26 protein-coding genes are annotated in these 25,811 nt (G+C 32.7%); 11 read left to right on the top strand and 15 right to left on the bottom strand.

All coding sequences use genetic code 11. The annotated features are described in order from the left end of the window. Positions 1-137: 137 nt before the first annotated feature. From ACN4EE_RS12390 to ACN4EE_RS12375, 4 genes are all read left to right on the top strand, one after another. On the top strand, positions 138-578 hold the full coding sequence (locus tag ACN4EE_RS12390; RefSeq protein WP_431706761.1) for a pentapeptide repeat-containing protein: 441 nt from the start codon (positions 138-140) through the stop codon (positions 576-578). Between the two features lie 96 nt (positions 579-674). Continuing rightward, on the top strand, positions 675-1,595 hold the full coding sequence (locus tag ACN4EE_RS12385; RefSeq protein ID WP_431706760.1) for an alpha/beta fold hydrolase: 921 nt from the start codon (positions 675-677) through the stop codon (positions 1,593-1,595). Between the two features lie 48 nt (positions 1,596-1,643). Then, on the top strand, positions 1,644-2,540 hold the full coding sequence (locus tag ACN4EE_RS12380) for an ATP adenylyltransferase family protein (RefSeq protein ID WP_431706759.1): 897 nt from the start codon (positions 1,644-1,646) through the stop codon (positions 2,538-2,540). Positions 2,541-2,570: 30 nt separating this feature from the next. Further along, entirely contained in the window at positions 2,571-3,080 is a 510-nt protein-coding gene (locus ACN4EE_RS12375) for a nucleoside deaminase (RefSeq protein ID WP_431706758.1), read from the top strand. 140 nt (positions 3,081-3,220) lie between these two features. On the opposite strand, the gene ACN4EE_RS12370 is transcribed toward ACN4EE_RS12375, so the two are convergent. From ACN4EE_RS12370 to clpS, 3 genes are all read right to left on the bottom strand, one after another. Continuing rightward, positions 3,221-3,877 (bottom strand): hypothetical protein, encoded by a 657-nt coding sequence (locus tag ACN4EE_RS12370; RefSeq protein ID WP_431706757.1) that lies wholly within the window; start codon positions 3,875-3,877, stop codon positions 3,221-3,223. A gap of 176 nt (positions 3,878-4,053) precedes the next feature. After that, a complete protein-coding gene (locus tag ACN4EE_RS12365; RefSeq protein WP_431706756.1) occupies positions 4,054-4,344 on the bottom strand; it encodes a DUF2103 domain-containing protein in 291 nt (96 codons plus the stop codon). Beyond that, positions 4,341-4,646: an ATP-dependent Clp protease adapter ClpS gene (gene clpS / locus ACN4EE_RS12360; RefSeq protein ID WP_431706755.1), complete on the bottom strand. Its 306-nt coding sequence runs from the start codon at positions 4,644-4,646 to the stop codon at positions 4,341-4,343. The genes ACN4EE_RS12365 and clpS overlap by 4 nt, the downstream gene beginning before the upstream one ends. A gap of 454 nt (positions 4,647-5,100) precedes the next feature. Between clpS and asnS the strand changes: the two genes are divergently transcribed. Beyond that, positions 5,101-6,489 (top strand): asparagine--tRNA ligase, encoded by a 1,389-nt coding sequence (gene asnS / locus ACN4EE_RS12355; RefSeq protein ID WP_431706769.1) that lies wholly within the window; start codon positions 5,101-5,103, stop codon positions 6,487-6,489. Between the two features lie 91 nt (positions 6,490-6,580). Here the strand turns inward: asnS and prfA are convergent, their stop codons facing one another. The 3 genes from prfA to ACN4EE_RS12340 all read right to left on the bottom strand — a co-directional run bounded on the left by prfA (position 6,581) and on the right by ACN4EE_RS12340 (position 10,694). Beyond that, complete coding sequence (gene prfA / locus ACN4EE_RS12350) at positions 6,581-7,693, bottom strand: peptide chain release factor 1 (RefSeq protein WP_431706754.1); 1,113 nt, start codon at positions 7,691-7,693, stop codon at positions 6,581-6,583. Between the two features lie 189 nt (positions 7,694-7,882). Next, positions 7,883-9,772 carry a cation:proton antiporter gene (locus tag ACN4EE_RS12345; protein WP_431706752.1) on the bottom strand — a complete coding sequence of 630 codons (1,890 nt, stop codon included), beginning with the start codon at positions 9,770-9,772 and terminating at the stop codon, positions 7,883-7,885. A gap of 292 nt (positions 9,773-10,064) precedes the next feature. Next, a complete protein-coding gene (locus ACN4EE_RS12340; protein WP_431706751.1) occupies positions 10,065-10,694 on the bottom strand; it encodes a hypothetical protein in 630 nt (209 codons plus the stop codon). An 80-nt stretch (positions 10,695-10,774) separates the two neighbouring features. Here ACN4EE_RS12340 and ACN4EE_RS12335 point away from each other — a divergent pair, with 80 nt between their 5' ends. Next, the gene (locus ACN4EE_RS12335; RefSeq protein ID WP_431706750.1) at positions 10,775-11,017 is read left to right on the top strand and encodes a hypothetical protein; all 243 of its coding nucleotides are present in this window, start codon (positions 10,775-10,777) and stop codon (positions 11,015-11,017) included. Further along, on the top strand, positions 11,010-11,288 hold the full coding sequence (locus ACN4EE_RS12330; protein ID WP_431706749.1) for a type II toxin-antitoxin system RelE family toxin: 279 nt from the start codon (positions 11,010-11,012) through the stop codon (positions 11,286-11,288). Before ACN4EE_RS12335 ends, ACN4EE_RS12330 begins: the two co-directional genes overlap by 8 nt. Before the next feature lie 21 nt (positions 11,289-11,309). Here the strand turns inward: ACN4EE_RS12330 and ACN4EE_RS12325 are convergent, their stop codons facing one another. Next, complete coding sequence (locus tag ACN4EE_RS12325) at positions 11,310-13,364, bottom strand: hypothetical protein (protein WP_431706748.1); 2,055 nt, start codon at positions 13,362-13,364, stop codon at positions 11,310-11,312. An 80-nt stretch (positions 13,365-13,444) separates the two neighbouring features. Between ACN4EE_RS12325 and ACN4EE_RS12320 the strand changes: the two genes are divergently transcribed. Next, entirely contained in the window at positions 13,445-13,687 is a 243-nt protein-coding gene (locus tag ACN4EE_RS12320; protein ID WP_431706747.1) for a hypothetical protein, read from the top strand. Between the two features lie 154 nt (positions 13,688-13,841). Here ACN4EE_RS12320 and ACN4EE_RS12315 read toward each other — a convergent pair whose 3' ends face one another. The 7 genes from ACN4EE_RS12315 to ACN4EE_RS12285 form a co-directional block, all read right to left on the bottom strand. Continuing rightward, the gene (locus tag ACN4EE_RS12315; protein ID WP_431706746.1) at positions 13,842-14,111 is read right to left on the bottom strand and encodes a hypothetical protein; all 270 of its coding nucleotides are present in this window, start codon (positions 14,109-14,111) and stop codon (positions 13,842-13,844) included. Further along, entirely contained in the window at positions 14,059-14,397 is a 339-nt protein-coding gene (locus ACN4EE_RS12310) for a DUF6972 family protein (RefSeq protein WP_431706745.1), read from the bottom strand. The genes ACN4EE_RS12315 and ACN4EE_RS12310 overlap by 53 nt, the downstream gene beginning before the upstream one ends. 111 nt (positions 14,398-14,508) lie before the next feature. Further along, positions 14,509-17,907, bottom strand: coding sequence for a tubulin-like doman-containing protein (locus ACN4EE_RS12305; protein ID WP_431706744.1), 3,399 nt, complete (start codon positions 17,905-17,907; stop codon positions 14,509-14,511). A gap of 121 nt (positions 17,908-18,028) precedes the next feature. Then, complete coding sequence (locus ACN4EE_RS12300) at positions 18,029-18,385, bottom strand: HepT-like ribonuclease domain-containing protein (protein ID WP_431706743.1); 357 nt, start codon at positions 18,383-18,385, stop codon at positions 18,029-18,031. After that, positions 18,372-18,683 carry a nucleotidyltransferase family protein gene (locus tag ACN4EE_RS12295; protein WP_431706742.1) on the bottom strand — a complete coding sequence of 104 codons (312 nt, stop codon included), beginning with the start codon at positions 18,681-18,683 and terminating at the stop codon, positions 18,372-18,374. The genes ACN4EE_RS12300 and ACN4EE_RS12295 overlap by 14 nt, the downstream gene beginning before the upstream one ends. Positions 18,684-18,736: 53 nt before the next feature. Next, positions 18,737-19,855, bottom strand: a complete 1,119-nt coding sequence (locus ACN4EE_RS12290; protein WP_431706741.1) for a vWA domain-containing protein — start codon at positions 19,853-19,855, stop codon at positions 18,737-18,739. Positions 19,856-20,254: 399 nt separating this feature from the next. Then, entirely contained in the window at positions 20,255-20,983 is a 729-nt protein-coding gene (locus tag ACN4EE_RS12285) for a tetratricopeptide repeat protein (RefSeq protein ID WP_431706740.1), read from the bottom strand. A 514-nt stretch (positions 20,984-21,497) separates the two neighbouring features. Here ACN4EE_RS12285 and ACN4EE_RS12280 point away from each other — a divergent pair. The 3 genes from ACN4EE_RS12280 (at position 21,498) to argF (ending at position 23,198) form a co-directional block, all read left to right on the top strand. After that, the gene (locus ACN4EE_RS12280) at positions 21,498-21,740 is read left to right on the top strand and encodes an AbrB/MazE/SpoVT family DNA-binding domain-containing protein (RefSeq protein WP_431706739.1); all 243 of its coding nucleotides are present in this window, start codon (positions 21,498-21,500) and stop codon (positions 21,738-21,740) included. Continuing rightward, a complete protein-coding gene (locus tag ACN4EE_RS12275; RefSeq protein ID WP_431706738.1) occupies positions 21,734-22,078 on the top strand; it encodes a type II toxin-antitoxin system PemK/MazF family toxin in 345 nt (114 codons plus the stop codon). The genes ACN4EE_RS12280 and ACN4EE_RS12275 overlap by 7 nt, the downstream gene beginning before the upstream one ends. A 199-nt stretch (positions 22,079-22,277) precedes the next feature. Then, positions 22,278-23,198 carry an ornithine carbamoyltransferase gene (gene argF / locus ACN4EE_RS12270; protein WP_431706737.1) on the top strand — a complete coding sequence of 307 codons (921 nt, stop codon included), beginning with the start codon at positions 22,278-22,280 and terminating at the stop codon, positions 23,196-23,198. A gap of 78 nt (positions 23,199-23,276) precedes the next feature. Here the strand turns inward: argF and ACN4EE_RS12265 are convergent, their stop codons facing one another. After that, entirely contained in the window at positions 23,277-24,899 is a 1,623-nt protein-coding gene (locus ACN4EE_RS12265) for a DUF697 domain-containing protein (RefSeq protein ID WP_431706736.1), read from the bottom strand. Positions 24,900-25,811: the final 912 nt, after the last annotated feature.

The following is a 25,811-nucleotide window of genomic DNA, read 5'->3' as shown; positions in this document are numbered from 1 at the left end:
CTTAAATCTTAATAAAAATTAATATTTTTCATAACAATAGTAAACAAAGGAAACAATGTCAGTTTTTACGGTTTTTACGAAAATTAAAAGTGAAAGATAGGGTATAATGAAATTAGAGCGTGAGAGGAAAAATTTTTATGAATAAATTATTAGCTACATCGATCGCAATTATTAGCACATTTGTTATTATAAACTCCGCTAAAGCTGAAAATCCCGCTCATCGACAACAGTTACTCGAAACAAATCAATGTATGGGATGTGATCTCAAAGGTGTTGATTTACAAGGTGAACATTTAATCGGTGCAGATTTAAGAAATGCAGATTTGCGTTATGCCAATCTTGAAGGGGCAAACCTAGAAGGTGCAGATTTAGATGGTGCAAACTTACAGGGTGCAGATTTAAGCAAGGCTTTTTTAACAAATGCCACGATGAATAATAGTAATCTCAACAGTGTTGATTTAAGTTATGCCATTATTTTTGATGCTCAAGTTGAAGGTGCAATTATGAATAATCTAAACATTGAAAATGCTAGTATTTTTGAAACCAATATTGGTGTCGGCGGTGAATATCCCGAATAGAAAAAGATAACTTAAATACGTTTGTTTCCATAAATTAGATATAATCAGAAACGAATAATTAATAGAAAATTTCGATCGAAATAAAATTCACAGATAATGTTGGAATACAAAACTTGGCAATGGCAAGGCTTTAATATCGGTTATCGCAGTGAAGGGGAAAAAGGAGAAGCCATCGTCTTCATTCATGGATTTGGGGCAAATAGTGGACATTGGCGCCATAATATGCCTTTTTTTGCCGAAAATTATCGTTGTTATGCCTTAGATTTACTCGGTTTTGGGGCTTCCGACAAGCCAACTCCTAATAATCCTTTATCCTATACTTTTGAAACTTGGTCACAACAGGTAGCGGATTTTTGTCGAGAAATAGTAAAAACCCCTGTTTATCTAGTGGGAAATTCCATCGGTTGTGTGGTGACAATGCAAATGGCGGTGGATAATCCTGATATGGTATTAGGTATTACTGCCCTTAACTGTTCATTACGATTATTGCACGATCGAAAGCGTCAAAATCTCCCTTGGATTAGAAATTATGGTGCAACGGTGATGCAAAAAGTGTTAACTAATCCTACCATCGGCAACTTTTTTTATCGGCAAATAGCCAAGCCAAAGGTAATCAAAAACTTGTTATCTCAAGCCTATCAAAGAAAAGAAGCCGTCACCGATGAGTTAATCGACTTAATCTATCAACCTTCCCAAGATAAAGGTGCATCCGAAGTATTTTTAGCGTTTACGGGTTATTCTCAAGGTGCTTTACCCGAAGACTTACTTCCTATATTATCTTCTCCTGTTACCTTTTTATGGGGTACAAATGATCCATGGGAATCGATCGAACTGGGGCGAGAATTAGCCAATTATCCCTGTGTCAAAGACTTTATCGAATTAGAAGGATTAGGGCATTGCCCTCAAGACGAAGCACCCGATATTGTTAACCCCATCTTAGCTAAAACTATTAATATATTAAAGAGTAATCATTCTATATCTGATTTTTCCACCGTAAAACAGGCATCTTGCCTGTAATTCAGTCTATGTCTATTTTTTATAAAAAAATTAATAATATTGTTTTCTATGGATCAAAAAAGCCTTTCTTTACTTGATAAAATAAAATTAGTCACAGAAAAAGCTCTTGAGAAAAAAGCTCTACATCCCATATTAACTAAATATCAAATCTTAGAACAAGATCATATTCCTTTTCTGATTAGAATGGTGGAAAATTTAGAAAGAAAAGATAACGAAAAGAAAAAACAAAAACAGCAACAAAAAAAATCTAATACCTTTTTTAATCCTTTTTTACCCTACGATCGAGATTTATTTATTGATAATATAGGGGATAATCATGTGGCAATTTTAAATAAATTTAATGTTTTTGATCATCATTTATTAATTGTTACCCGTGAATTTGAATCCCAAGAAAGTGCTTTAAATTTCGATGATTTTTCGGCTTTATGGACAGTTTTATCGAACATTAATGGTTTAGGGTTTTATAATAGTGGTAAATTATCAGGTGCTTCTCAACCCCATAAACATTTACAATTAGTACCTTATCCTTTAGCTCAAGAAATTGAGACTATCCCCATTAATAATTTAGTTTTAAGTTATAAAAATACTGACGAAATTGTTACCTTAAAAGAGTTACCATTTTTACATTCGATCGAATTTTTTGAAAACAATGAAGACAAATCTTGTGAAGAATTAGGGCAAATTACCGTAGAAAAATATGAAAGACTTTTAGAGAGATTAAATATAAAAATTAAAGACAATAAACCATCACAAAATTATAACTTATTAATCACAAAAGAGTGGATAATGATGATTCCTCGTAGTCAAGAAAAATTGAACTCTATTTCTATTAATTCTTTGGGTTTTGCCGGGGGATTTTTAGTGAAAAATGAGGAACAATTAAACTTAATAAAAAACTCTAATTTACTAGAAATTTTAGCTCAAGTTGCCATTAAAAGTAATTAAATTTTGATGAATGATATAATTAAGCCTAATATGTCAGTAAATATAAAGGAATTTATTGCTATGATAAACAGCAAAGATGTTGAATATATGCGTCAAGCCATCGAACTGATGCGACAAGCAGGAGTCGTCAACAAAACAGGAGGCGCATTTGGTAAAGTGGTTGTGAAAGATGGAGAAGTCATCGGGGCTTCTGGAAATAGTGTTTTAAGAGACAATGATCCCACAGCCCACGCCGAAGTTAACGCCATTCGTCAGGCTTGTAAAAAATTAGGCACGGTTGATTTATCAGGAGCGATCTTATATAGTAGTTGTGAATGCTGTCCGATGTGTTATGCAACAGCTTATTGGGCGAGAATTTCTAAAATTTACTATGCGGCTGGTTGGAGTGATTTTGCTGATCTTTTTGATGATGCTAATATTCAAGATGATTTAGTGAAGGAATATAAAGACAGACTACTCGCACCCGAACAAATTCTTCAAGAAGAAGCACAAGCCGTTTGGCAAGAGTTTCGACAACTTCCAGACGGTGCAAGATATTAAATGGAAGTTACCGACACAAAGGAATCTCTTTTATTTGTCATTGCGAGGTAACGAAGCAATCCCTGTTGTCTGTCATTGAGAGGCAAGAAGTAATCCCTTTTATCTGTCATTGCGAGGTAACGAAGCAATCTAAGCAATCTCTACCAAAAACGGAGGGGAATGTGTCGAAAAATTTGTAAAACTATAAAAAGAGTGAAAAAAATGCTGATTAGCGCTAATAATTGCTCTTTTTTTGTGCCTTTCCCTTCTAACCACTGGTGATAAAGACGACTAACCCAAGGAACTGCAAACCATCCAGTTATAGCAACACTACAGAAATTGCCAAAAAGCATCCATGTAGGAAAATCAAGGAAAGATGGTTTTTTTAGTAGTAAATTAAACAACATCACGGTAGGATACAACACGAGTAACACTAAAAGGTTAATTTTCCACAAGGGGGAAGGATTACTTACACTTTGTTTTATCCATTGGTTATAACTCTCGAAATTTGCTTTTCCTTGAAATTGATAACCCTTATTTTCTAAAGCATAAAGCAATTCTCGTCTTTCTTTGCTATCAATCCAGCGAATACAATTTTCTGGGGTGTCAAATCGCAATATAGTTTCAAAAACAAGGGTTTCTCCCTCCTCCACTAATAGGGGCAAATCTTCACTAATATAACCCTGATAGTTTTTAACTTTTGCCCTTAATTTTTCTTGGGATTTTAAGAAATTATCGTAGTCTAAGGGGTTAATTTTATGAATAAAACGATATTCAAAATATTCATTGGATGCGGATAATGAGGAGGAAGAAGCCATGATTCAAGGTTGAATATATAATTTTCTATTTTAGTCGATCGAACTTCTTTTAATTTGTATATTTGTATATATAAAACTCGATCGAACTTCTTTTTACCATTAAAATAGTTTGTTATTTCTCATAAAAATTGTTTTTTGTCTCTTTAAATAAATACAATGAGATAACACTTCTATTCTCAATCTAAAATACTGGCAATAATAGACTCTAGTTCAGCTTGAGTCAAAGTCGTAATAATAAAAACTTCCTGCACACTTTTTCCACATCTAGCAATAAGTTTATAACCGCCCCGAATGGGTACAGATACTTTCAGTTTCATGTGGGGTATATGACTGCGCGATCGACTCAACACCGCAGGAGTAACCGTTGTGATACCATCATAGATAACTAACTTTTCCAGAATAGGAATCAAGCCGTCAAGATGAGTCGAATGATTCCAAACGATTCTACCATCAGAAGATTTACTCATGCTTCCTCCAAAGGCGCCATAGTCAAGCCTTCCCGTCTTAATTGTTGATGATACAATTCAGCTTGTTCTAAAGCTCCACTCCATACTAACGCTTGTCCGTCAAAATGCACCTGATTGGTTAACTCCCATGCTAAATCAGAAGTCATGTTGGGAATATAGGTTAAAAGACAATTTGCCACATGATCAAAAGTGTTAAAATCGTCATTTAAAACAATCACCTTAAAATTAGGATAACGTTTACGAACAACTTGACTAGATTTAGTAGGTGCGATAATTGTACTTGCCAAAACCGTTTGAGTCATATTTTCCCTTACTAAAAAACATCTTGAACTGAAAAATTATTGTAAAACTAAGATGATTTTTTTCATCTTTTATTCTAAATCTTGTTTAATATTGTACTGAATATGAATATATTTGACTATCTTTTAACGGATTTTTTTATATAATTGTTAACAATTCACAATTTTAACTTTGAATGGAGAAAAAAGTTCCACGCTGTAAACACTTAGGTTAGTGTTGGTAGTTCATAATAAAGAGCTATTTTTAACCGCAAAAGTATCTCAATTTATGACAGATTAGTTCATTCATCATATCAAAAAAAGATGATTTAAAAATGATAAAGTTTATCAAAGAAAAAAGAGAGCATCAAAAATTTTAAAAGTAAAACTTAGAACAATTATATCTTAAAAATTTATAGTTTTTCATTGGTAAAATAGTGCTATAATAAATGTAAAATTATTTGATCAAATTATGTATATAACTAACAGAATTATTAATATTTTAAGACAGGGTAAACCAGAACAAAAAATAAAAATTCAAGGGTGGATAAGAACTAAAAGAGAACTCAAAGAATTTGCTTTTATTGAAGTTAATGATGGTTCTTCTTTAGCTAATTTACAAGTTGTTTTAAATCAAGATTTACCCGATTATCAAACTATGGTAAAAAGACTCAATACAGGGGTTTCTTTAGCTGTTGAAGGGGAATTAGTGGAATCTCCTGCTAAGGGGCAAAAAGTCGAATTAAAAGCTGATAAAGTCGAAATTTTTGGGGATTGTGACGCAGAAACTTATCCCTTACAAAAAAAACGTCATTCTTTTGAATTTTTGAGATCGATCGGACATTTAAGAGGAAGAACAAATACGATCGGAGCAGTAATGCGTGTCAGAAATGCCTGTGCTAATGCCATTCATCAATTCTTTCAAAATAAGGGTTTTTTGTGGGTTCATACTCCTATTATCACCGCTAGTGATTGCGAAGGGGCAGGAGAATTATTTACTGTTAGTAACTTAAATTTTGAGCAGATTTTACAGGCTAAAAAAGAGAAAATAGACTACTCCGAAGACTTTTTTGGCAGACAGGCTTATTTAACGGTAAGTGGACAATTAGAAGCGGAAATTATGGCAATGGCGTTTGAAAATGTCTATACTTTTGGACCTACTTTTAGAGCCGAAAATTCTAATACTTCTCGTCATTTAGCAGAGTTTTGGATGGTTGAACCTGAGATGGCTTTTTGTGATTTGGAAGGGGATCAAAATTTAGCAGAAGAATTTTTAAAATATGTCTTTAATTTTGTCTTAAATAGTTGTCCTGAAGACTTAGAATTTTTTAATCAAAGAATCAATCAAAATGTGTTAAGTAATGCGGATAATATTATCAATAATGAGTTTGCGAGAATTACTTATACCGAAGCCATTAATTTGTTAGAAAAGTGCGATCGAACCTTTGAATTTCCCGTTGAATGGGGTATCGATTTACAATCTGAACATGAGCGGTATTTAGCGGAACAATTATTTAAAAAACCTGTGATTGTCACCAATTATCCCAAAGACATTAAAGCCTTTTATATGCGCTTAAATGATGATCAAAAAACTGTTTCAGCTATGGATATTTTAGCACCAAATATCGGCGAAATTATCGGCGGTTCACAAAGAGAAGAAAGATTAGACGTTTTAGAATCTCGCATTGCTGATTTGGAGATCGATCGAGATAGCTTATGGTGGTATTTAGACTTAAGAAGATATGGTAGTGTACCCCATGCAGGATTTGGCTTAGGATTTGAAAGATTAGTACAATTTATGACAGGCATGGAAAACATCCGAGACGTGATACCTTTTCCTCGTACTCCCATGAATGCCGAATTTTAACACCTATTACCTATTACCTATGACTTATTACCTATTACCTATGACCTACCTATTACTTTCCTTCATCAAAATACTATGAGGTATTCCCTAGTTAAATCAAAGCCTCCGCCGTAGTGGGAGATGATGCCATTTGTTCTAGTTTCTCTTGTTGATCCTGTGCAATACAAGCCTGTATCACGTCTTCGATTTTCCCTTCTAATACGGTATTGAGATCAAAGTTTCTCCCTAGTCGGTGGTCTGTAGCTCGATTATCTTTGTAATTGTATGTGCGAATTTTCTCCGATCGAGCGCCCGTACCGACTTGAGAACGGCGTAAATCCGTTACTTCGCTTTGTTGCTCTTTCATTTTGATGTCGTAGAGTTTTGCTCGTAAAATCTGCATCGCGCGTTCACGGTTTTTTAATTGCGATCGTTCTTCGGTACAAAATACTCGAATCCCAGTCGGTTTGTGCATTAAATCTACGGCAGTTTCTACTTTGTTGACGTTTTGCCCTCCTGCACCCCCCGATCGAGCAGTTGTCATCTCAATGTCTTTAGGATCAATATGTACCTCTACTTCATCCACTTCGGGCATAATTGCTACGGTAGCGGTAGAAGTGTGAACCCTTCCTCCTGCTTCGGTTAAGGGTACTCGTTGCACTCGATGAACTCCCGCCTCGAATTTGAGTTTACTATAGACACTATCCCCCGTAATTTCTAAAATTGCCTCCTTAAAACCCCCCATTTCCGCAGGGGATTCACTCAATAACTTCACATTCCAATTCACGGTTTCCGCATAACGAGAGTACATTCGCACTAAATCTCCTGCCCAAATACTAGCTTCATCTCCACCAGTACCTGCTCGAATTTCTAACATAATATTTTTGTCATCGTTAGGGTCACGGGGAAGTAATAATACTTTGAGTTGTTTTTCTAATGCGTCTATTTTCTCCTCTAATTCTTCAATTTCTAACCCTGCCAATTCCTTCATTTCGGGATCTGCGTTAGACTCTTTATAGATTTCCCTCGCTCCTTTTAAATCTTCTTGTGCTTTTTGCCATTCTTGGTAGGTAGTAACAGTTTCTTCTAAGGACGATCGCATTTTTGCTACTTTTTGCAATTCATCGGGATTAGTGGCAATATCTGGGTCTCCTAAACGTCTTGTTAATTCAACAAAGGTACTTTCAACGGATGCTAATTTTTCTAATAGATAAGATTCAGCCATAATATTTTTAATATAAGTAATAATAATCAAAATTGTTGACCATTGCAATTATGCTTGATCAAAAGATTATTCTGAGATAATTTATTTTCAGTTTTAACTCAAACTTCTATTCTATCTTTTTTTCGATCGAACAAAACGCTTCATTTACCATTATTTGTGAAGAAAATCCTAAAAGATATTTTAATATTACTATGTTGTTCCAATAGGTATTTCTTCCACTTCAGGTAATCTATCTAAGGAAAAACGAGAGGATTGTATATTACCTGATAGACGCTTTAATAAGTCCGATCGAGCATCGTATAATAAGTAAATAATTTCGTCATCGACTTTCCATTCTTCTCCCACCCCTAACACTCTCAATTTATCATTTCTTTTGATTAATAAGGGCAATAACTCCCCTTTGGTAATGAGACTTTGTAAATGTTTTTTTTGTAGTTCGATCGAGCCTGATTTAATGGTAGTTTTACCTAACTTAAATTGTCCGTCAGTGAGATATTTATTCCATGTTTTCACCGTTAATTGAGGAATAAAAGCCTGATTGATTTTTTGTTTATTAGTCTTAATTTTTTTGTCATCATTATTAGGAAAAACCGCTAAAACTTTCGGCGGTGCAAATTCTTCTAAAGCTCGTTGAGCAATCATCAAGTTAACATCACTATTATTGGTTAAAGTGATTAATGTACCTACTGACAAAATTCCAGCTTCTTCTAACACCTCATGATCTAATCCGCTACTTTCGATTACAGGTAGGTTGTCCTTTTTAGCATTCTCACAAGCCTCTTTATCGGTATCAATTAAAATCACCGACTCTCCTTCGGATAAAAATAGTTTACCAATTAAACGACCCAAGGGGTTACATCCTATAATCATCGCCCCCGTAGCTTGATCGATCGTAATTTTCAACAAATTTGCTACCCAACCTGCGCTTAATCCTTGTATAAATACCGTCATCATAATGGTAAGGAAAACTAAACCTTTGATAGAGTCTCCCCCGTTAATGCCGTTTTGAGTTAATAAAATGGAGAATAAAGAGGCAACGGAAGCAGAAACAATGCCACGGGGTGCAATCCACGCTAAAAAGGCTTTTTGTCGCCAATTCATGCCGTTTTTCCAAGTACAAATTAAAATACTCAAAGGGCGCACAATCAACATTAACACTAAAACCGTAAAAACACTGCCCCAACCTAGTGCAAAAATACTAGCGATCGATAAGTCCGCCGCCAAGAGGATAAATAACACCGATACCCCTAATACAGTTAACTGCCCTTTAAAACGCAATAATAGTCTTTCTTCGGGAATGCTAAAGGCTTTTAACACAATTCCAGCCATTACCGTTGCCATTAATCCCGATTCACTAATAATGGTTTGAGCTAGTCCAAATGTACCCCAAACCCCTGCTAATACCACTAAATTTTTTAAATCATCCCCTAGGAAATTGGCTTTTTTCTGAAATGTACCCAATAACCAACCACTGATACCGCCAATAATTGCACCTACTCCTAAACGAAACAATAACCCTAAAACAATTTCGATCGAATAAGCAGATTGATTAATAATAGTATCTAATACCACTACTGCTAAGATAGCACCCACGGGATCAATTAACACCCCTTCCCCTTCCAACAAAGTGGCTACCCTCTTATCTACTGCTACCTGTTTTAATAATGGACCTACCACTGTAGGGCCTGTGACTACCACTAAAGAAGCGTATAAAAAGGCAATTTGCCAAGGAAATTCTCCCAACCAATGCGCTGCCATTCCTCCCCCTAAAAAGGTGATTAAAGTGCCGATGGTGACTAAATTGCGGATACTCCCCGATACTTGCCCTAATTCTTTTAATTCGAGGTTTAAACCCCCTTCAAACAGGATAATTGCCACCGCCAACGCTACTAAAACTTCTAAACCTGAGCCTAATAATTCAGGGTGTAAAATTTCTGTGCCGTCTCTACCTAAAGCGATACCAAAGATTAGTAAGAAAACAATACTAGGTATTTTCAAAAATTCTCCTAATACTTGCGCGCTAATTCCAGCAAAAACAGTAATAATGATTTGTAGCGTAAGAGCAAATGATCCATCCATAATGAATAGTTTATAGTTTATAGTGAATAGTTATTAATTCTTCCCTGTATTGAGTATTAGAAAACTTTGTTGAAAACATAGACCAATATTAACAATAGATGTCAAATATCTGCTGAAAATCAGAGAAAAAGTATAATTTTCCTTCATCTTTTGGGTTTTATAGTAACATAGAATTGTGACTACTCCCCTTAATTGGATTATACAGCTTAGTAGAAAGACACATTATTACAAAAGTTCATCCTTTTTAGTAGCAAAAAAAAGAGACGTATATCTACTCAAAGTAGAATAACCATTAATTTTGTTTTTGTCCTGGGGGAATAAAACGAATTTCGATTCTTCTCCTTGCTTCATCTTGTTGACGATTTGGAGGGGCTAAATCTCCTGATGGTAAGTATAATTGAGCGGCGGAATAAGCCCTAAATTTAACGTCTTTTAACTCCTCTTGTTGCGATAATTCCTGCACCACAGCTAAGGCTCTCATTAACCCTAAATCTGCATTTGAACCTGCTTTTAAATTGCCTACTTGTACCTGATTTTGAGCAACTTTTTCTAAGGTTAAATCTAAATTTCCTGTTACTCCAATTACCTGCCCATCTGTATGTCCAATTACTTGAATAAAGTCAATATTTCTTTCCTGAATAATTCGCTTTATCTGGGGTACTATTGCTTCATTTATATACTCTTTTAATTCTGGTTTTAATTGAGCTTTTCCTGATTCAAACTGAAATTTTCCTGATTTTTCATCAATAATAATTGGAGTTGCTGACTGTAATTTTCTATTTAATTCTAAGGATTGAAATAAAGCTAATAATAATAAAAAACTCATAATCATAAAAGCATTTGACATCAAATCTGTGAAGGAAGGAAAGACATCTAAATCTTGATTATCACTGGTATTTCTTCGGTTCGATCGAGTTCTCATTTTTTAATGATATAATTAATTTCAATTATTGTAACTTGAGTGAGTAATTTCGTTTAAAATAAAATTAATATTATAATGATATGCCAAAAACTATAACTATTTGTCTGGATGATGATAAATATGAACTTTTTGAGAAATTTGCTCAAATGGATAATCGGGAGGTTTCTAACTTTATGGAAACCGCAACAACTAGATACATAGAAGAAATAAGTTATGTTGATGAATTTGAAATGATAGAAATTAATTCTAATCAAGAATTAAATGATTCTCTTAATAACGCCAGAAATGATATTAAGAATAATAGGAGACGCATAGTTGACTAAATATCAAGTATTTATTGCAGAAGAATATGACAAACAAATAGTAAAAATAAATCAAAAAGATAGAAAATTAATTGAGAAAAAGATGACAGAATATGTAATTCCTCAATTAAAATTTGAACCGCATTTTGGGGTGAATATCAAAAAACTCAAAAACTATTTTCCTCCTACATGGCGTTATCGTATTGGTAAGTATCGAATTTTTTATGAAATAGATGATGATAATAAAGAGGTTAATATTCTCACCATATCTCAACGAAAAGATGCTTATTAATTAATAATAAAAAATTAAGTATTAACTTAAATAATAACTTTTAGCCATACATTCATTTAAAGTATTTAAAATTTCATTTCTGATAAAATTAGATATACTATATTTACTAGATTTATAATGTCTAAATCGTGATATTTGATAGGAAAATAAAGAAGTTACTCTATACATTAATCTTAAATCTGATATATTTTGAATATTTCTTATTTCCATGCCTAAATATCTTAATTCATTAGCAATTATTTCGGCTTCTTCAGGAGTACATTTTCTTCCATCTTTATCAATATGATCATAATGATATTGTTTAAATTTAGCAGAAATTTCTCTCAGTTTTTCTTCTATTTTAGGTAAATATTTCAAGCTAGTTTCTGTCAGAATTTTATCTCCTTCAATTTCTGATAAATAATTAATATCTGTTGCCTTTTGTTTTACTTCACTTATTAATCTATAAGTTAAGCCTTTTAAATTGTAATTTTCATTTAAAATATCTTCTTTTAATTCACCAATGAGAGAAGGATAATTATGATTAAAATTATCACTAAATTGTGTCGTTATCTTGTTTAAATTATCAATAACTTCACTATAGCTATTATTAGTTTTAACGGTAATTTCTCCCAGTTTTAATAAAATTTCTCCACTGGTATTAGTCATTTCTAAATATCGATCATTTATGGTGCTAATATTAGATTCAATTTTATTAACATTTTGGGCTAATTGTTGCATTTTATCGGTAGAAAGTTCTAAACTTTTCACATTAATCGTAATTGGTTTTACTATCTGATTAAGAGTATTAATAGTTTCTAAAAATAATTGTTGAATAGTTGCTAAATTTTCAGTACTTTTAGCTAAATGATCATTAAATTGACTATCCCTAATTATTTTAGCTGAATTAACAAATTCGATCGAACTTGATGCTAATGTAGCCGTAGAGGTTTTAAATTCTTCATAAACTTGTTGAGCTAAATTAGTCGCTTTTTCATTATGATTAGCCATAGCTAAAGTACAATTAGCTAATAACTTGGTTGTTTCTGTAAACTTACTTTCAGTTTCGGCTAAATCAACAGTAATTTTTTCTAAATTTTCACTAAATTTACTTTCCTTAATATTGTTAGATGCTATTAATATAATATTAGAACTTTTATCAAAATTTTCAATATTTTTTCTTAAAATTGGCATGATATTTTGAAGATTTTGTATTTCATTCCCTAACTTAACTATACACTCTTTAAAAATGTTTGCTCCCGTATTAATTGAACTACAAGCATCGAATAAATTTTCATAGAGTTGAGTAATTATTTTTTGTGATTTCTCATTTTCTTCGGCAATTCTATCTGCCGCTTGTTTAAAAGTTCGCTCTAAAACTTGCCCTACATTTTCATGAAATCTTGTTAAAAATTCCGTTTGTTTATCCACCATTTTATTAACGGCTTTATCAAGTCTTGTGTCACCTTCTACCAAAGGTTTATAAATATTATCGAGATAATCTTCTAAGTTATTAAGTAAGGAATTTTTCTCTAAACTAATATTATATTTAAGATTAATTATTGTCAAAATTGATGCACATAATAAGCCAATTAAACTGGTAATAAAAGCAATCCCCATACTTTGCAAAGGTTGCTGTAATTGACTGGTTAAATCAATAATATTTGTACCGCCAGTATTAATAATTTGACTGATACTATTTAAGTTTAAGGTGATGCCTAAAAATGTACCTAATAAACCAAAAGCTAAGAGTAAATTAGGAATAGTTTTAGTGATATATTCCGCTTCTTCACAACGAATTTTAATATTTAAAAAAGTGATGGTTTCTTGATGATATACTCCATCAATTAAGGCAATGGTATTAACATTTTCTATCTGTTGACTTGATTTTGTAAATCTTTGTTGCAAAAGATTAATAAATCTAGGTTGTATTCCTTCACTATCACCATTAACTAATCTTCTTGTTTTCTTTTCTAAATCTCGTAAATGTTGATATAAACTACGTCTAGTAAAAGCTGATAAAATAGCAGGTAAAATAACAAAAATAACTGTTGTTATGGTTAACCATAAAGGGAAAATTTTGAAAGTTTCTAGCATAATTTTAGTTTTGAGCAAAAATATTTTATAAGGATATATTTATATGATATAATAAATTTATTTCAATTACATTAAATGTTATGACAACAAAACAAATACTTTTACAAGAAATAGAATCAATGTCTGAAGAAGAATTAAACGAGATTTTGATTTTAGTGGAAAAAATGAAACAAGAATCGAATGCTAACAAGTCTAATTCAACACAGTTCGATCGTCAAGGTTCGGGAAAATCCATTTCACGTCATGCTGGAAAATGGGTAGGAGATGATTTTCAAGAATGTTTGCAAATGGTTTATGATTCTCGTGGTGTGGCAAAATTTTAATCATTTATTTTTTTCTAAATTTATTCGAGATGGTATATTTCTTTAATAATTTTCTCATCAGTTTTGGTATCTTTCCATTGTCCAAATGTTGTTAATAAATTTTGATATTGGTTAGATTTAGTCTTTTTTTCATAGTTAATTAATGTTGATTTTGTTACAGTAATTCTTCTAAAAATAATTTACCTTCTAGGGGTTCATATTCATCCTCTAATAACCATGTTTTAGCAGTATCATAATTATCGGTAGAAAAAATGATTTCATAGTTTTTAGCAGGATCATAAATATTGTATTTTCCTTCGTTATTTGCCAATAATAAAAGTAGATAAGGGGGAGTTAACATGGCATCTATCCAAACTTCTGTGAATATCCAATTATTCTTGACTTGGTTTAGTTCTTGGGGTAACGTGGTATTGCTTAAATTCATTGATTTTAATTTCTCCATAATATAAAGGTATTTTGGTTAAATCAGGACTGATACGATAACCAATTAATTCTGTAAAATATAAGCCATATCTTTGATATTTTCTTATTTTACCTGTATATTCTCCTCTTTGTATAATTGCTTGGGCAACTCTTTCTAAAGTATCAATATCTTTAAAAATATGAGCTGAAAGTCCTTTTTTTAAAAGTCTTTTCATTTGAGGAGTCTCAGGTAAATGTTTTGGGATATGCTTTACATCAATTTCTATCTCAAAATTTATTCCTGCCATTAATTAAGTTAAAATATTTTAATTGATTGAATTATCTGAATTATCAAAACCTATAAAATAATAATTTTACGATCTTATAGGTTAAATATGACATCTAATTATTAATAAAAATTAACCTCCATTAAATCTAATAATTTTTTTCAAAGTTTCATCACTAATGATATTTTTATCGTGTAAATCAAATACTTTTTGCATATTAACTCCCCCCCATTGTTTACGAAATTCTTGATCAAATTCTTCTGTTATTGTATTAGAATTATCTTCCCAATAATCAGATTCAGTTTCATAAATAACATCTGCTTCTACTATGTCTGTATTTTTACTATTATTAGCTTGATAATTCTTTCCATTATTTTCCGTTTTACCTGATGTCAATAGTTTCTGCTGTTGCTCATTTTTTCTTGCGGATAATGAGCGTTTTTTCTTGACAATTCCGCCTTGTTGTGCTTCATTGACAATGTTGATAAATCGATCGTATATTCTCTTTAAGATACCATCTTTACCTAAAGAAGTTCGATCGGCTCTTTCTCCTAAAACTAATTTTTTCTGACTATAATTGATGTCATATTCTGTCAATGCGTCTAATTCATCGACAAATTTTTTGAGGTTTTCATAGTAAATTTCTTGGAATAAATCAGGATTTTCTCTGACTTCTTCTTCTATGTTTTTCACCGTATCAGCTAAATGTTTTCTGATAGTGTCATTTTGGCTAACAGTTTCTAAGGCTTCTTCCCAAATACCGCTAATTTCGACATCATAATATTCATCTCTGAAGGTATCTTCTAACTCCAAATAATAGTTATTATTATCGGTATTTTTTTGAATTTTACCAAAGGCTAAACAAGTATAAAAATCATCCTGCAATAATTCCATTTCTCGCCCATCGGGAGGAATAATATCAAGGAAGAAAACTTGAGAATCATTATGTAAATTATAACCGTCATAGAGGCGTTTTTGTCGATCGTATTGTTCTCTTAATTCCCTTAAACCATTAACAATTCTTAAAGGAAAACCTGCAAATTCTTTAATGATAAAAATTTCATTTTTGGTTTGAATCGGCACTAACATATCAGATTGAATGGGAATATCTTTTAATAAGTCTTTAAACTGCTTATTTTCTCTGTCATCCGTCTGTTTAAAACCGATAATTTGTTTCGTTTTATCTGCATCATTAACAAAATAAGGAGCATTACTATTTAAAGGTAATAAAACATCCGCTTCATCGATAATTTGTTTTAAGCGAGTTTGCCCGTCAGAAAAGGGATATTTTTGTACAAAACGATTAACTACTGACTCCGTTAAATCAAAGGTTTTATCCCCGAATTTTGCCTCAATATTACTGTCGATAGTTTGACTTAATTCTTTGTCATCGATAATTCTTCCTGCGGTGAAAAAATGCAGTAAAGAAGGAGGTAAAGTTGCACTTTCATTAATTTTATGACTGACTTCAACTAATAAATTTCTTCTTTCTCGATCGGGCAACAAATTTTGATAATATTGATCATTATCATCAGCTTCAAATACTGCTTCTCCATTAATTTCATCGTCATCAATGTGACTTAAATCTTCTCCTTTTCTGTTATAAAAACCTTCTAAATCTTGGAGAAGATTATAAAAGTTACTGGTTTTTGTTTTTAACTCTAACACTAATTGTCTCAAATTTGTGGCAATTTTCAGAGCTTCTTCTGTTAAGGTTAAATCAAAGTTACATTTAATCAGTTTATTAATATCTTGAATACCTTGATTTGCTTCTTCTTGAAATTCTTTATTCTTAGTATTATTAGATTTACCACCAATACCTAAGAAACCTTTTTTATCGGTTTCAATATCTTCAATTTTCTGACAAGAATCTTGCCATTTTTTATCTATATTTTCGATGGTAACAAAGGCAGTAGCTTTCTCTTTTTCTTCCTCTAATTCTTTTACATATTCATTTAATTTAGTTAATAATGCCTCTAGCCAACCTCGACTATTATCTAAGGCAAAATTCGGGTTAGAAGGTTCGAGTAAATTAGCAAAATAATTGAGAATATCTTGAGTAAATTGTTTCTCTAGTTTAACACTATTTTTTTGTAATTGGGTTAACCATGAACCTCTGATGTTTTCTGTTTCTCCCTGTTGTACTTTCTTAAATTGACTCTTGATTTCGCTACGAATTTTCTCGATAAATCTTTGTCTATCTTCTGCATTTTTACAGTTATCAATTTCCTGTTGATTTTTACTTAACCAAGTTTTTAGTACCTGTTTAAATGTCTTATCATTTTCTTGGGTAATAGCTTCTAATTTGGCTTTAAAAATACTAGGATTAATGTCATTTTTTGATTGCCAATTTAATAAAAATTTATCTAGTAATTCTGCTGAATCTGGACTTTGCCCTTCACCATATAACCAGAAGTTAATTAATTTTATTTTAACTTTATTTAAACAGATTGCGATCGTCAAATCACGAGGAAAATAAATCTTCGCTAATCCGAAGGTTAAATATCTTTGAGCATTGGGGCGAGGATGTTCGTCATAAACGCTAAAATATTTTTTGACGTTATCTCTATGTCCTTTAATATTAATAGATATTTCTTCAGCAAAATCAGCAAATATTTTATGGGCAATTATTTGAGATAACTTCTCTTTTCTCACTATTTTATGTCCGCTATTAGTACGATTTCCGACTAAATAAACAAAGTCAAAAGGAGGGCGATTTTCACTGACAGAAAATAAATTTACTGGATCATAATTAGCACTAAAATTTGTACCTTGAGCGGTATAATAATTTAATTCTTTTAAGGCGGCATAGGTGTTAGCTTTTACACTAGGAGTATTGCCGTATAATTCGGGGGCGATAATCAAATAAGCAGTTATATCGGTATCGATTTCATAGCCGTATTTTTCCCTTAAACTGTAAGCCATGTCAATAAATGTACCGCTTCCTGTACCCCCACATAGCGAACCAATGATGATAATATTAGTACCAGATTCAACTACAATATTCTTACTGAGTAATCGTTGAGCATGACCAACTGTAGCATTATCCGCAGTATCGATGGCTTGATGAATTTTGCTGTAGTTATGAAAAAAAGCGAGTCTGCCTACTGGACGAATTGCCCCTGCACCGTTTTCAATAGATTTAACATCTTTTAATATTTGCTTGGGAAACCATGTGCCAATATGGTCATAAGGAGATGTTCTTTCATGAGGATTTCTTCTTTCTAAGCCTTTACTCAAGTCATCTATTTCCTGTTTATTCATGGTAGCGGTGACGGTTTCCGCAGGTTTAAATAAGATATTCTCCCCGTGATAGGTGTCTCCCGTTTTTAATCCTGTCGTTTGAGAGGCGTTTTTATCGGTGTCTATATGCACGAAACTGACTACGGGTAACTCGCTTAGTTTACCATATCGATCGACGATGAGACGGCGAATTTGCATTAAAATATCTCTACCCGTACCGCCTAAGCCAATACAAATGGTGCGTTTAATATTGAGGGTTTTTGTTTCTGTAGGGTTATTGTTAGGCATAATTATTACAAAATATTGGGACTACTAATTAATTATCAGTAATAAACGGGGAATTTATGCAAAATTTGAGATTTTTTTATTTTTGGTTGCTAAAGTTATTCTCTTCCATGATTGAGGAAGTCTAATTTTCAGGAGGAAATGAAGGGATTAATTTTTCTAATTCGATAATAAGATGAGGTATGTCAACAGTAACCACTTGCCAGATTCTTTTTTGATTAATTTTTTCGTATTGATGAGCGATAATATTTCTTTGCCCAATAATATCACTCCAAGGAATTTGAGTATTTTTTTGTTGAAAATCAAGAGGAATTCGTCTCGCCGCCTCTCCTAAAATTTCTAGTTGTCTTTCAATGGCACTTTGCAATAAAATATCATTTTGATAGTCTTCCCATGAGGTATTTTTGATAAAGAGGAGTATTCTTTGACAGGATTGAGACATATCCCAAAGAAAGGCATGATTTTTGTTAATTTGATTCATAAAGAATATAGTTATTGTTCAAAATTTCATAACGAATAAAGGGATTAGATAAAGCAGATTTTTCTACCAAATCAACGTCTTTCTTGAATACATTTTTAAGCTCGTTTTTGAGTCTAACAATATCAAAAAGACTCCACATAGCATTATCATCAAATGTTACTAAAATATCAATATCACTTTCATCATTAAATTTATCTGTTAAAATTGAACCAAATAAAGCTAATTCTTTGATTAACCATCGATCGCAAATATCTTTTAATATAGATTTTGGGAAGTTTTTTATCTCTGAAAAATTCATTATTTTTCCTCCTAAAATATTTAACTGTAATTAATAAAAAAAATTTTTTGATACTAATTTTTTGATACAATAATTTTAATTTCAAAATCTATCTCATTAGATGGACAACTAAGTCTAATGATATTCCCTTCAATTAACTGTTTTTGTTTTAATTCTTTCCCTTTATAAATAATAGGTAATATTTTATTAGGCTCGATAAAAAGTTTATTACCTTCTCGTTTTAAATAACCTCTAATTTCTCCCCCTTTACACTCTATATCTTCCCCAATAGAGATACTTTTTTGATTGTATAAATATTTGATTTCTTTCTCCTCATTATCATTAATTTCGATCGACATTTTGAAAGGCTTTTTAATACTATTAATATATCTCCACCAAAAAATTCCTCCCCCTAATAAGCCAAGAAGAATTACAGATAAAATGGTAGTAGGTAGCCATAATTGACTAGCGATATAACTATTTACTACACAAGTTTCTTTTCCTCCGGGGGCTGGAGTGCAAAATTCTTGTACAGTGGGTTTAATATCTACTACTGTTAATTGATAGTTGTCAAACTCTCTACTGTTACTGGTAATGGGAAGATGTTTTAACCAGTTGGCTCGATCGAGACTCTCCGTTGATGTAGAATTACGATAGGGGCTATTATAGGGAGTTTCTACCCATACATCAGAAGTGATACCCGCTTCGGTTTTTAAGGGTGCATCCGTTAACCACACTACGGATTGATGTTTAATCGGTTGATTCTCACAGAGACGTTTTTGATTGATATGAGCTAAATTTTGGTATATAAAATGCTCTGCTCGTTGAATATCGGTGTTTTTCTCGTTAAGATTAGCTTGTAAAGGGATTTGCTCGATAATTCTTTCAATATCTTCTTTTGGATTGGTAAAGATAATGGCATTGTCGATCGAAATAGGGTTAATATCGGGATTAGTGGGATTAATCTGAGAAGAAAAGGGTACAATATAAACTCGATCGCCTTTGGTTAAACTATCCTGTACAATTTGTTTTAACCTTACCCTACCAGCATCATCAAGACTGACACTTTCCGTTAAATCCACCGCAAACACCACATCTCTACCGCCACTAAATTTAGAGACTAATTCTAAGCCTAATTGTTGATTATCGGATAATGTCTCACCGATGGTGATTCGATCGCAATTTTTCGTCACTTGTTGACACCTAATGATAGAATTTTACAAATTTTGTACCATTTACTTTTGTTATCAATCAATCCCTCAATTGACAAATTGTAGGTTGGGTTAGCGATAGCGTAACCCAAAAAAACGACTATACATGATGTAGCCTAATAAAAAGACTATACATAGCATAACCTAACAAAACGTTTATACATAGCTTAACCCAACAAAATGCCGAGATATAAGTCAAGACGCATTTAACTTACTTTTTTTACTATTAAAAATGACTCAAACGTTTGCCTTTTCCCTCTCTCAAAGGGATTGAGATTCCTTCGCTACTCTCGGAATGACAGAATATCGTTACAGGTGCGTAATCCTCATCTAGTAATAAAAATACAGGCAAGATGCCTGTTTTACGGAGGATAATTATAATTATCGGGAGATTCCTAAAATTTGATAACAGATAGTTAACTGTTGTAAGGTTTCCTCTTCAACCTCATAGACTTCTCGCAGTTTTTCATAATAAATAATCGCCTCCCTATATAAACACTGTCTTTGATAAATAGTCGCTATCTGCAACAATGCCCAATAATCTTCGGGTTTAATAGTTAAAGCCTGTAAATAACTGTTTTTGGCGTTTTCCCACTGTTTCAATTTTTGTTGACATTCCCCTTGCCAGTAGTAACTCCAATAATCGTGATGACGAAGCCTTAATGCTTTTTGAATATAATCTAATGCTTTTAAATACTTGTGTTGATGATAGTAAGATTTTGCTAAACGAAAGGTTGCCCAATAGTCATCAGCTTTGTGATTCAATGCCTTATGAAAACATTTGATGGCTTCCCTATGATTCTCTAATCTTTTTTGCCATATATAGCCTTGATCATACCATGACCAATAGTTATCTGACTCAATGTCACAGGCTTTTTGCAAACTAGCAACGGCTTCTTGATACTTGCCTAATTCTTCTAATACTTTTCCTCGATAATACCATGCAAAATAGTCGTCAGGGTGATATTCGATCGCTCTTTCATAGCTATATAAAGCATCTTGACAGAAATTACCCTCTCTTAATTTATTTCCCTGATGATACCATCCTTGATAACTGTCAGGGCGACATTCCAAAACTCGATAAACTTCATTCATTGTACTAGCCACCATAAGATTCTATCTCTATGATAAACTTTTCTCAGGTTAGGTTAAGATCAAAAAATTATTTTAGAAGCAAAATTTAATTTATGAGTAGTTTAAAAGGTAGAGATTTATTCAGTATAGCAGACTTAAATTCCCCCAAAAATTATAATTTTTGAAGAGTATTTCGGGCTTATAGCCCGATTTTTGAAAATTTCTAATCCAAAAAACTTTATTTTCTTGAGTTAATTAGATAATTCTATAAGTAATATTACCATCATTGAACCTATTTGTAACTTGTATTAATTCCTTTTGTTCTAATTCATTTAAAGATTTTAATAACACATCTATATAGTGTTTTAATTTTTTCTAATTGAATATAGATTACGGAGTTTAAATATTAAAATCTCAACACCTGTTTATTACTTTACCTAAAATCCTCTCTTATCAAAAGATTTTTTAGTCACTCTTAATTATTGATGAAAAATGGTTCTTGATTTTGGTATATTTAATGTATAAACAAGTGATCTCAAACCAAAACTATATGATTACCCAGAAAATTGGTATGTGGGGAAATTCCTTGGGAATTAGACTTCCTCAAGCTATAACTCAGCAAGTTAAATTACAAGAAGGGGAATTATTAAATATTGTTATTGAAGATAATAAAATTATCCTTACTCCTGCAAAACCAAAATATACCCTTGAGGAATTGCTAAAAAATGCCTCCTCAGCCATGCAACATGATGAATTAGATTGGGGAGAATCTGTGGGAGAAGAAATTTGGTAAAAATTAGTAATCGTATCCCCCAAAGAGGTGATATTATCAAACTTGAATTAAATCCTCGTACTGGTAGTGAACAATCAGGGTATCGTCCTGCTTTTGTTATATCTCCTATTACTTATAATCAAATTTCTAAAATTATTTTAATTTGTCCGATTACCAGTCGTAAAAAAGGATGGGTTTTTGAGGTAGAATTACCTCCAGAAATGCAAACTCGTGGAGTTGTTTTAGTTGATCAAATTAGAGCAGTGGATTGTATAGCTAGACAAACTACTTTTGTTGAAGAATCTCCCTCATTTTTAATTGATGAAGTTTTAGCTAAATTACAAACTTTAGTTGCTTAAATAGAGTTAAAAATTAAGATATTAAATTAATACAAAATGAAAAATTAGAGACAAAAAAAGAAGTTTTTTTAGGATTAGCTAGTAAACATTCGGGGAAATTTTCTGAAAATTATCAATTCGATCGAGAAGAAATTTATGGTAAACTTTTCTCAGGTTAGGTTAAGATTAAAAAAATTATTTTAGAAGCAAAATTTAATTTATGAGTAGTTTAAAAGGTAGAGATTTATTAAGTATAGCAGACTTAACCCCCGAAGAAATGAGAACTGTTCTTGATTTAGCTTCAGATTTGAAAAAGGGTGAAAAAAAATTCAACAGCAATAAAACTTTAGGGCTTTTATTTTATAAAGCATCTACTCGCACAAGGGTTTCTTTTAGCGTGGCAATGTATCAATTAGGCGGTAATGTTATCGACTTAAATCCTAGTCGCACTCAAGTCGGTAGAGGTGAACCATTAGAGGATACAGCTAGAGTACTCGATCGATACTTAGACATTTTAGCCATTCGCACCTTTGCCCAAGAAGATATAGAAACTTTTGCTGACTATAGTGATATTCCCATTATTAACGCTTTAACAGACTTAGAGCATCCCTGTCAGATTCTAGCAGATTTGCAGACGATCGAAGAATCTTTTGGTTGTTTAGAAGGGTTAACCCTCACCTACTTAGGAGATGGTAATAATGTGGCACACTCCTTATTATTGGGGGGAGTCTTAATGGGCATGAATGTACGCATCGCATCTCCAGAAGGCTATTTACCCGATGAAAATATAGTCAAACAAGCCCAAGCCTTAGCCAAAAAACCTGAGCAAGTAATTGTAACACAATCCGCCAAAGAAGCCGCCGAAAACGCCCATGTTTTATATACCGATGTATGGGCAAGTATGGGGCAGGAAGAAGAAACCGCCCAAAGAATCCCCATTTTCCAACCCTATCAAATCAATCAAGAGTTAGTCAATTTAGCTGATGACAGTGCGATTATTTTACATTGTCTTCCAGCCTATAGAGAAAAAGAGATTACCGCCGAAGTAATGGAAGGCAGACAGTCTCGCATTTGGGATGAAGCTGAAAATAGAATGCACGCGCAAAAGGCTTTAATGGCTTGTTTATTAGGTTTAGGCTAATCGGCTAGAAGCCCCACGCTTAGTTTTCGACAAAAAAAATTAAACAAGCGTGGGATGAATCGCCAGTGACGTGTTATCTTATCGCCATTCATCCCTAGACTTATTATCACTTCCCCAGTCGTCACCATCATCAAAATAAACATCGTTACTGTATTCCATTTCTTCTTCCTGAAAATTATTATCTAAAGTGTCTTTAATCGGCTCAATCACACGGGTTATGGCATCTTGTACAAAACTTTTGACAAATTCATCCTTGCGACTGAGTTTAAATTGTCTTTGAACTACTTCTGTTATGCCTCCGTCACCCCAATCTTGATCATGGCTGAAGTATTCCACAAAACTTTTTCCCGCAATTCTGGTTAAATAAGCGGCACTAATGCCTTGAATCACTTTACCCACAACATAAGTCGCCGCCGTAAATTGTAAGGCTTTTGCCACAAGTTCGATCGCACCTTTTACCACTCCCAAGCTAACAAGGGTTTTACCTAAAGATAAAGCTAAATCTCTCCCTGTCTCACTATTTAAGTCACATCCGTAAACCTGTCCAATTTCTACCACCATCTGCGCATTTACCGCCGCCGTTGCCAACATATCCACTACAGGAAGGGGGGTACAAGCAATAACTCCTGCACCAATCCACTGATAACGCACAATGATTTTATCGGCTTCTCTGCTTCTTTGCTGACTAATTAATTTTCTTGCCTCCTCCCCTAACCGTTGGGATTGCAAAAGAATGTTATCCGCTAATAAATCATCTCCCTCCGCCCGACAAATTGCGGCTAAACGTTTGATGACTGCTGTTATCTCAACTTCTGGTTGTATCATTTCATCCTCAGAAAACTGCACAGGTTGAGGATTGGCACAGGCTTTTAACACATCCACGGGTGCAATAAAATTTTTTACCCTTTGTTGAAGGTTAGCAATAATTATTTCTTGTTCTTCTTCTGAATATAGGTCTATCTTATTAAATATCAGGATCGATCGTTTGCCAATACTAGCTAAAGCCTCCAAAGGAATAAACTCCGAAGCGCGTAAATCATTATCACAGACAAACAACAACAAATCCGCTTCTGTAGCTAATTGTCGCGCTAATTGTTCCCTAATTTCCCCCGGTGCGCCCACTTCCAAAATACCGGGGGTATCCGTAATCAAAATTTCTCGATTAGCTTGGGGTAATTTCAGACTATAAGTCACCCCTTCCGTTGTCGTTCCCATACTTGCATTTACATCACCAACCATTTCACCAATTAAAGCATTGACGAGGGAGGTTTTTCCAGCACTTCCCGTGCCAAAAACGGCTACTTTGAGGATACCAGTAGTTAAATTGGCTTCAATTTGCTGAGATTTAGCTAATAATGCTTTTTGGGTAACTTCGTCTTGAATTTGGGCAACTTGTTTTTTAACTGCTTGAATAGTTTTAGAGGCAATTTGATTTTTTTCGGCGGGTAAAGTCGGCACATTTTTACGGTGTTTTCCTCTTGTGCCACTTTGACGATTTGGTAAAACCCCTAAATAGTAGATAAAGATAGCAATAAAGCATATTAACAAGACAATAAGGATAAATACCAGAAAATTAGCTAAAAATGGGCTAGTCCATGCAATTTCGCTGTAAAGTCGAGATAAGGCACTAATTAACCATAGCATTAATCCGAAGATTACGCTTAAACCAACAACAATAGTAATTATCCGAGATAAAGGCATAAGTAGATAGGCAAATTAATTGTATGTTTACTTTGTGAAAGGCAAAAGGCAAGAGGCAAGAGGCAAGAGTTGCTCTAAATCAATAGTTATTAGTATTTTTAACTATTAGAAAAAAATGCAAGTTAAATGCGTCTTAGCTTAGGTATCAGGTTTTAGGTTGAATTAAAATGGGACTCTTCTACAGTAGCTATGCAAAATTAATAGAAAATAAAAGCTATAAACTTTATAGAATAAGCATTATAGTTAAACAAAATTCTAAATTTTATCATTTATTATTTTGATAACTTCCTTTGCCCATTGCCCATTGCCCTTTACCCTATTTGAATAAATAATTTATCATACTGAAAATAGCCTTATATTTTTCAATAAAATTGAGTTAAATTTATTTATAGCGTTTATCAAAATAGTAAGGTACACCTATTTCTTAATAATAATGGGTTTTAGTCTGTTCTATGTACCTCATAAATATAAGAATTGCTATAACTATCTCTATTAGCAATGACATTCATTTCATTGTGAGAGAAGGATTTTACCCCATAACTAACTCTCTATAGCAATGCGATCGTCTCAATATATTTGTGGATGTATCAATACTTAAGTTTTTTTATTTATCATTTTTTCTCATTTTTATTAAGAATAAATACATAATTAATTTCACTTACTTGCTCAATAATTAATTAAGTTTTTGTGCTTTTTTTTGAACCACAATATTCGATTCGATCGAACCTTTTAAATAATAAAAAAAGTTGCTATATCTTACGGTTAATCATGTACAATAAATAAGGAATAGATAAAAAACAAAATGTGGTTCTTCTACTTTGAGTATAATCAATTAATCGAAAAGGGTGTTAGGTATCAGGTTGCAGGTATTAGGTTAAATTCAAACTGTTAATTTATAACAATTGCATTTTT

This window comes from Geminocystis sp. CENA526 (assembly GCF_050753365.1).
Taxonomy (GTDB): domain Bacteria; phylum Cyanobacteriota; class Cyanobacteriia; order Cyanobacteriales; family Cyanobacteriaceae; genus Geminocystis.
Note: the sequence above shows the minus strand (reverse complement) of the source record. Positions and strands in the feature narration are given on the sequence as shown.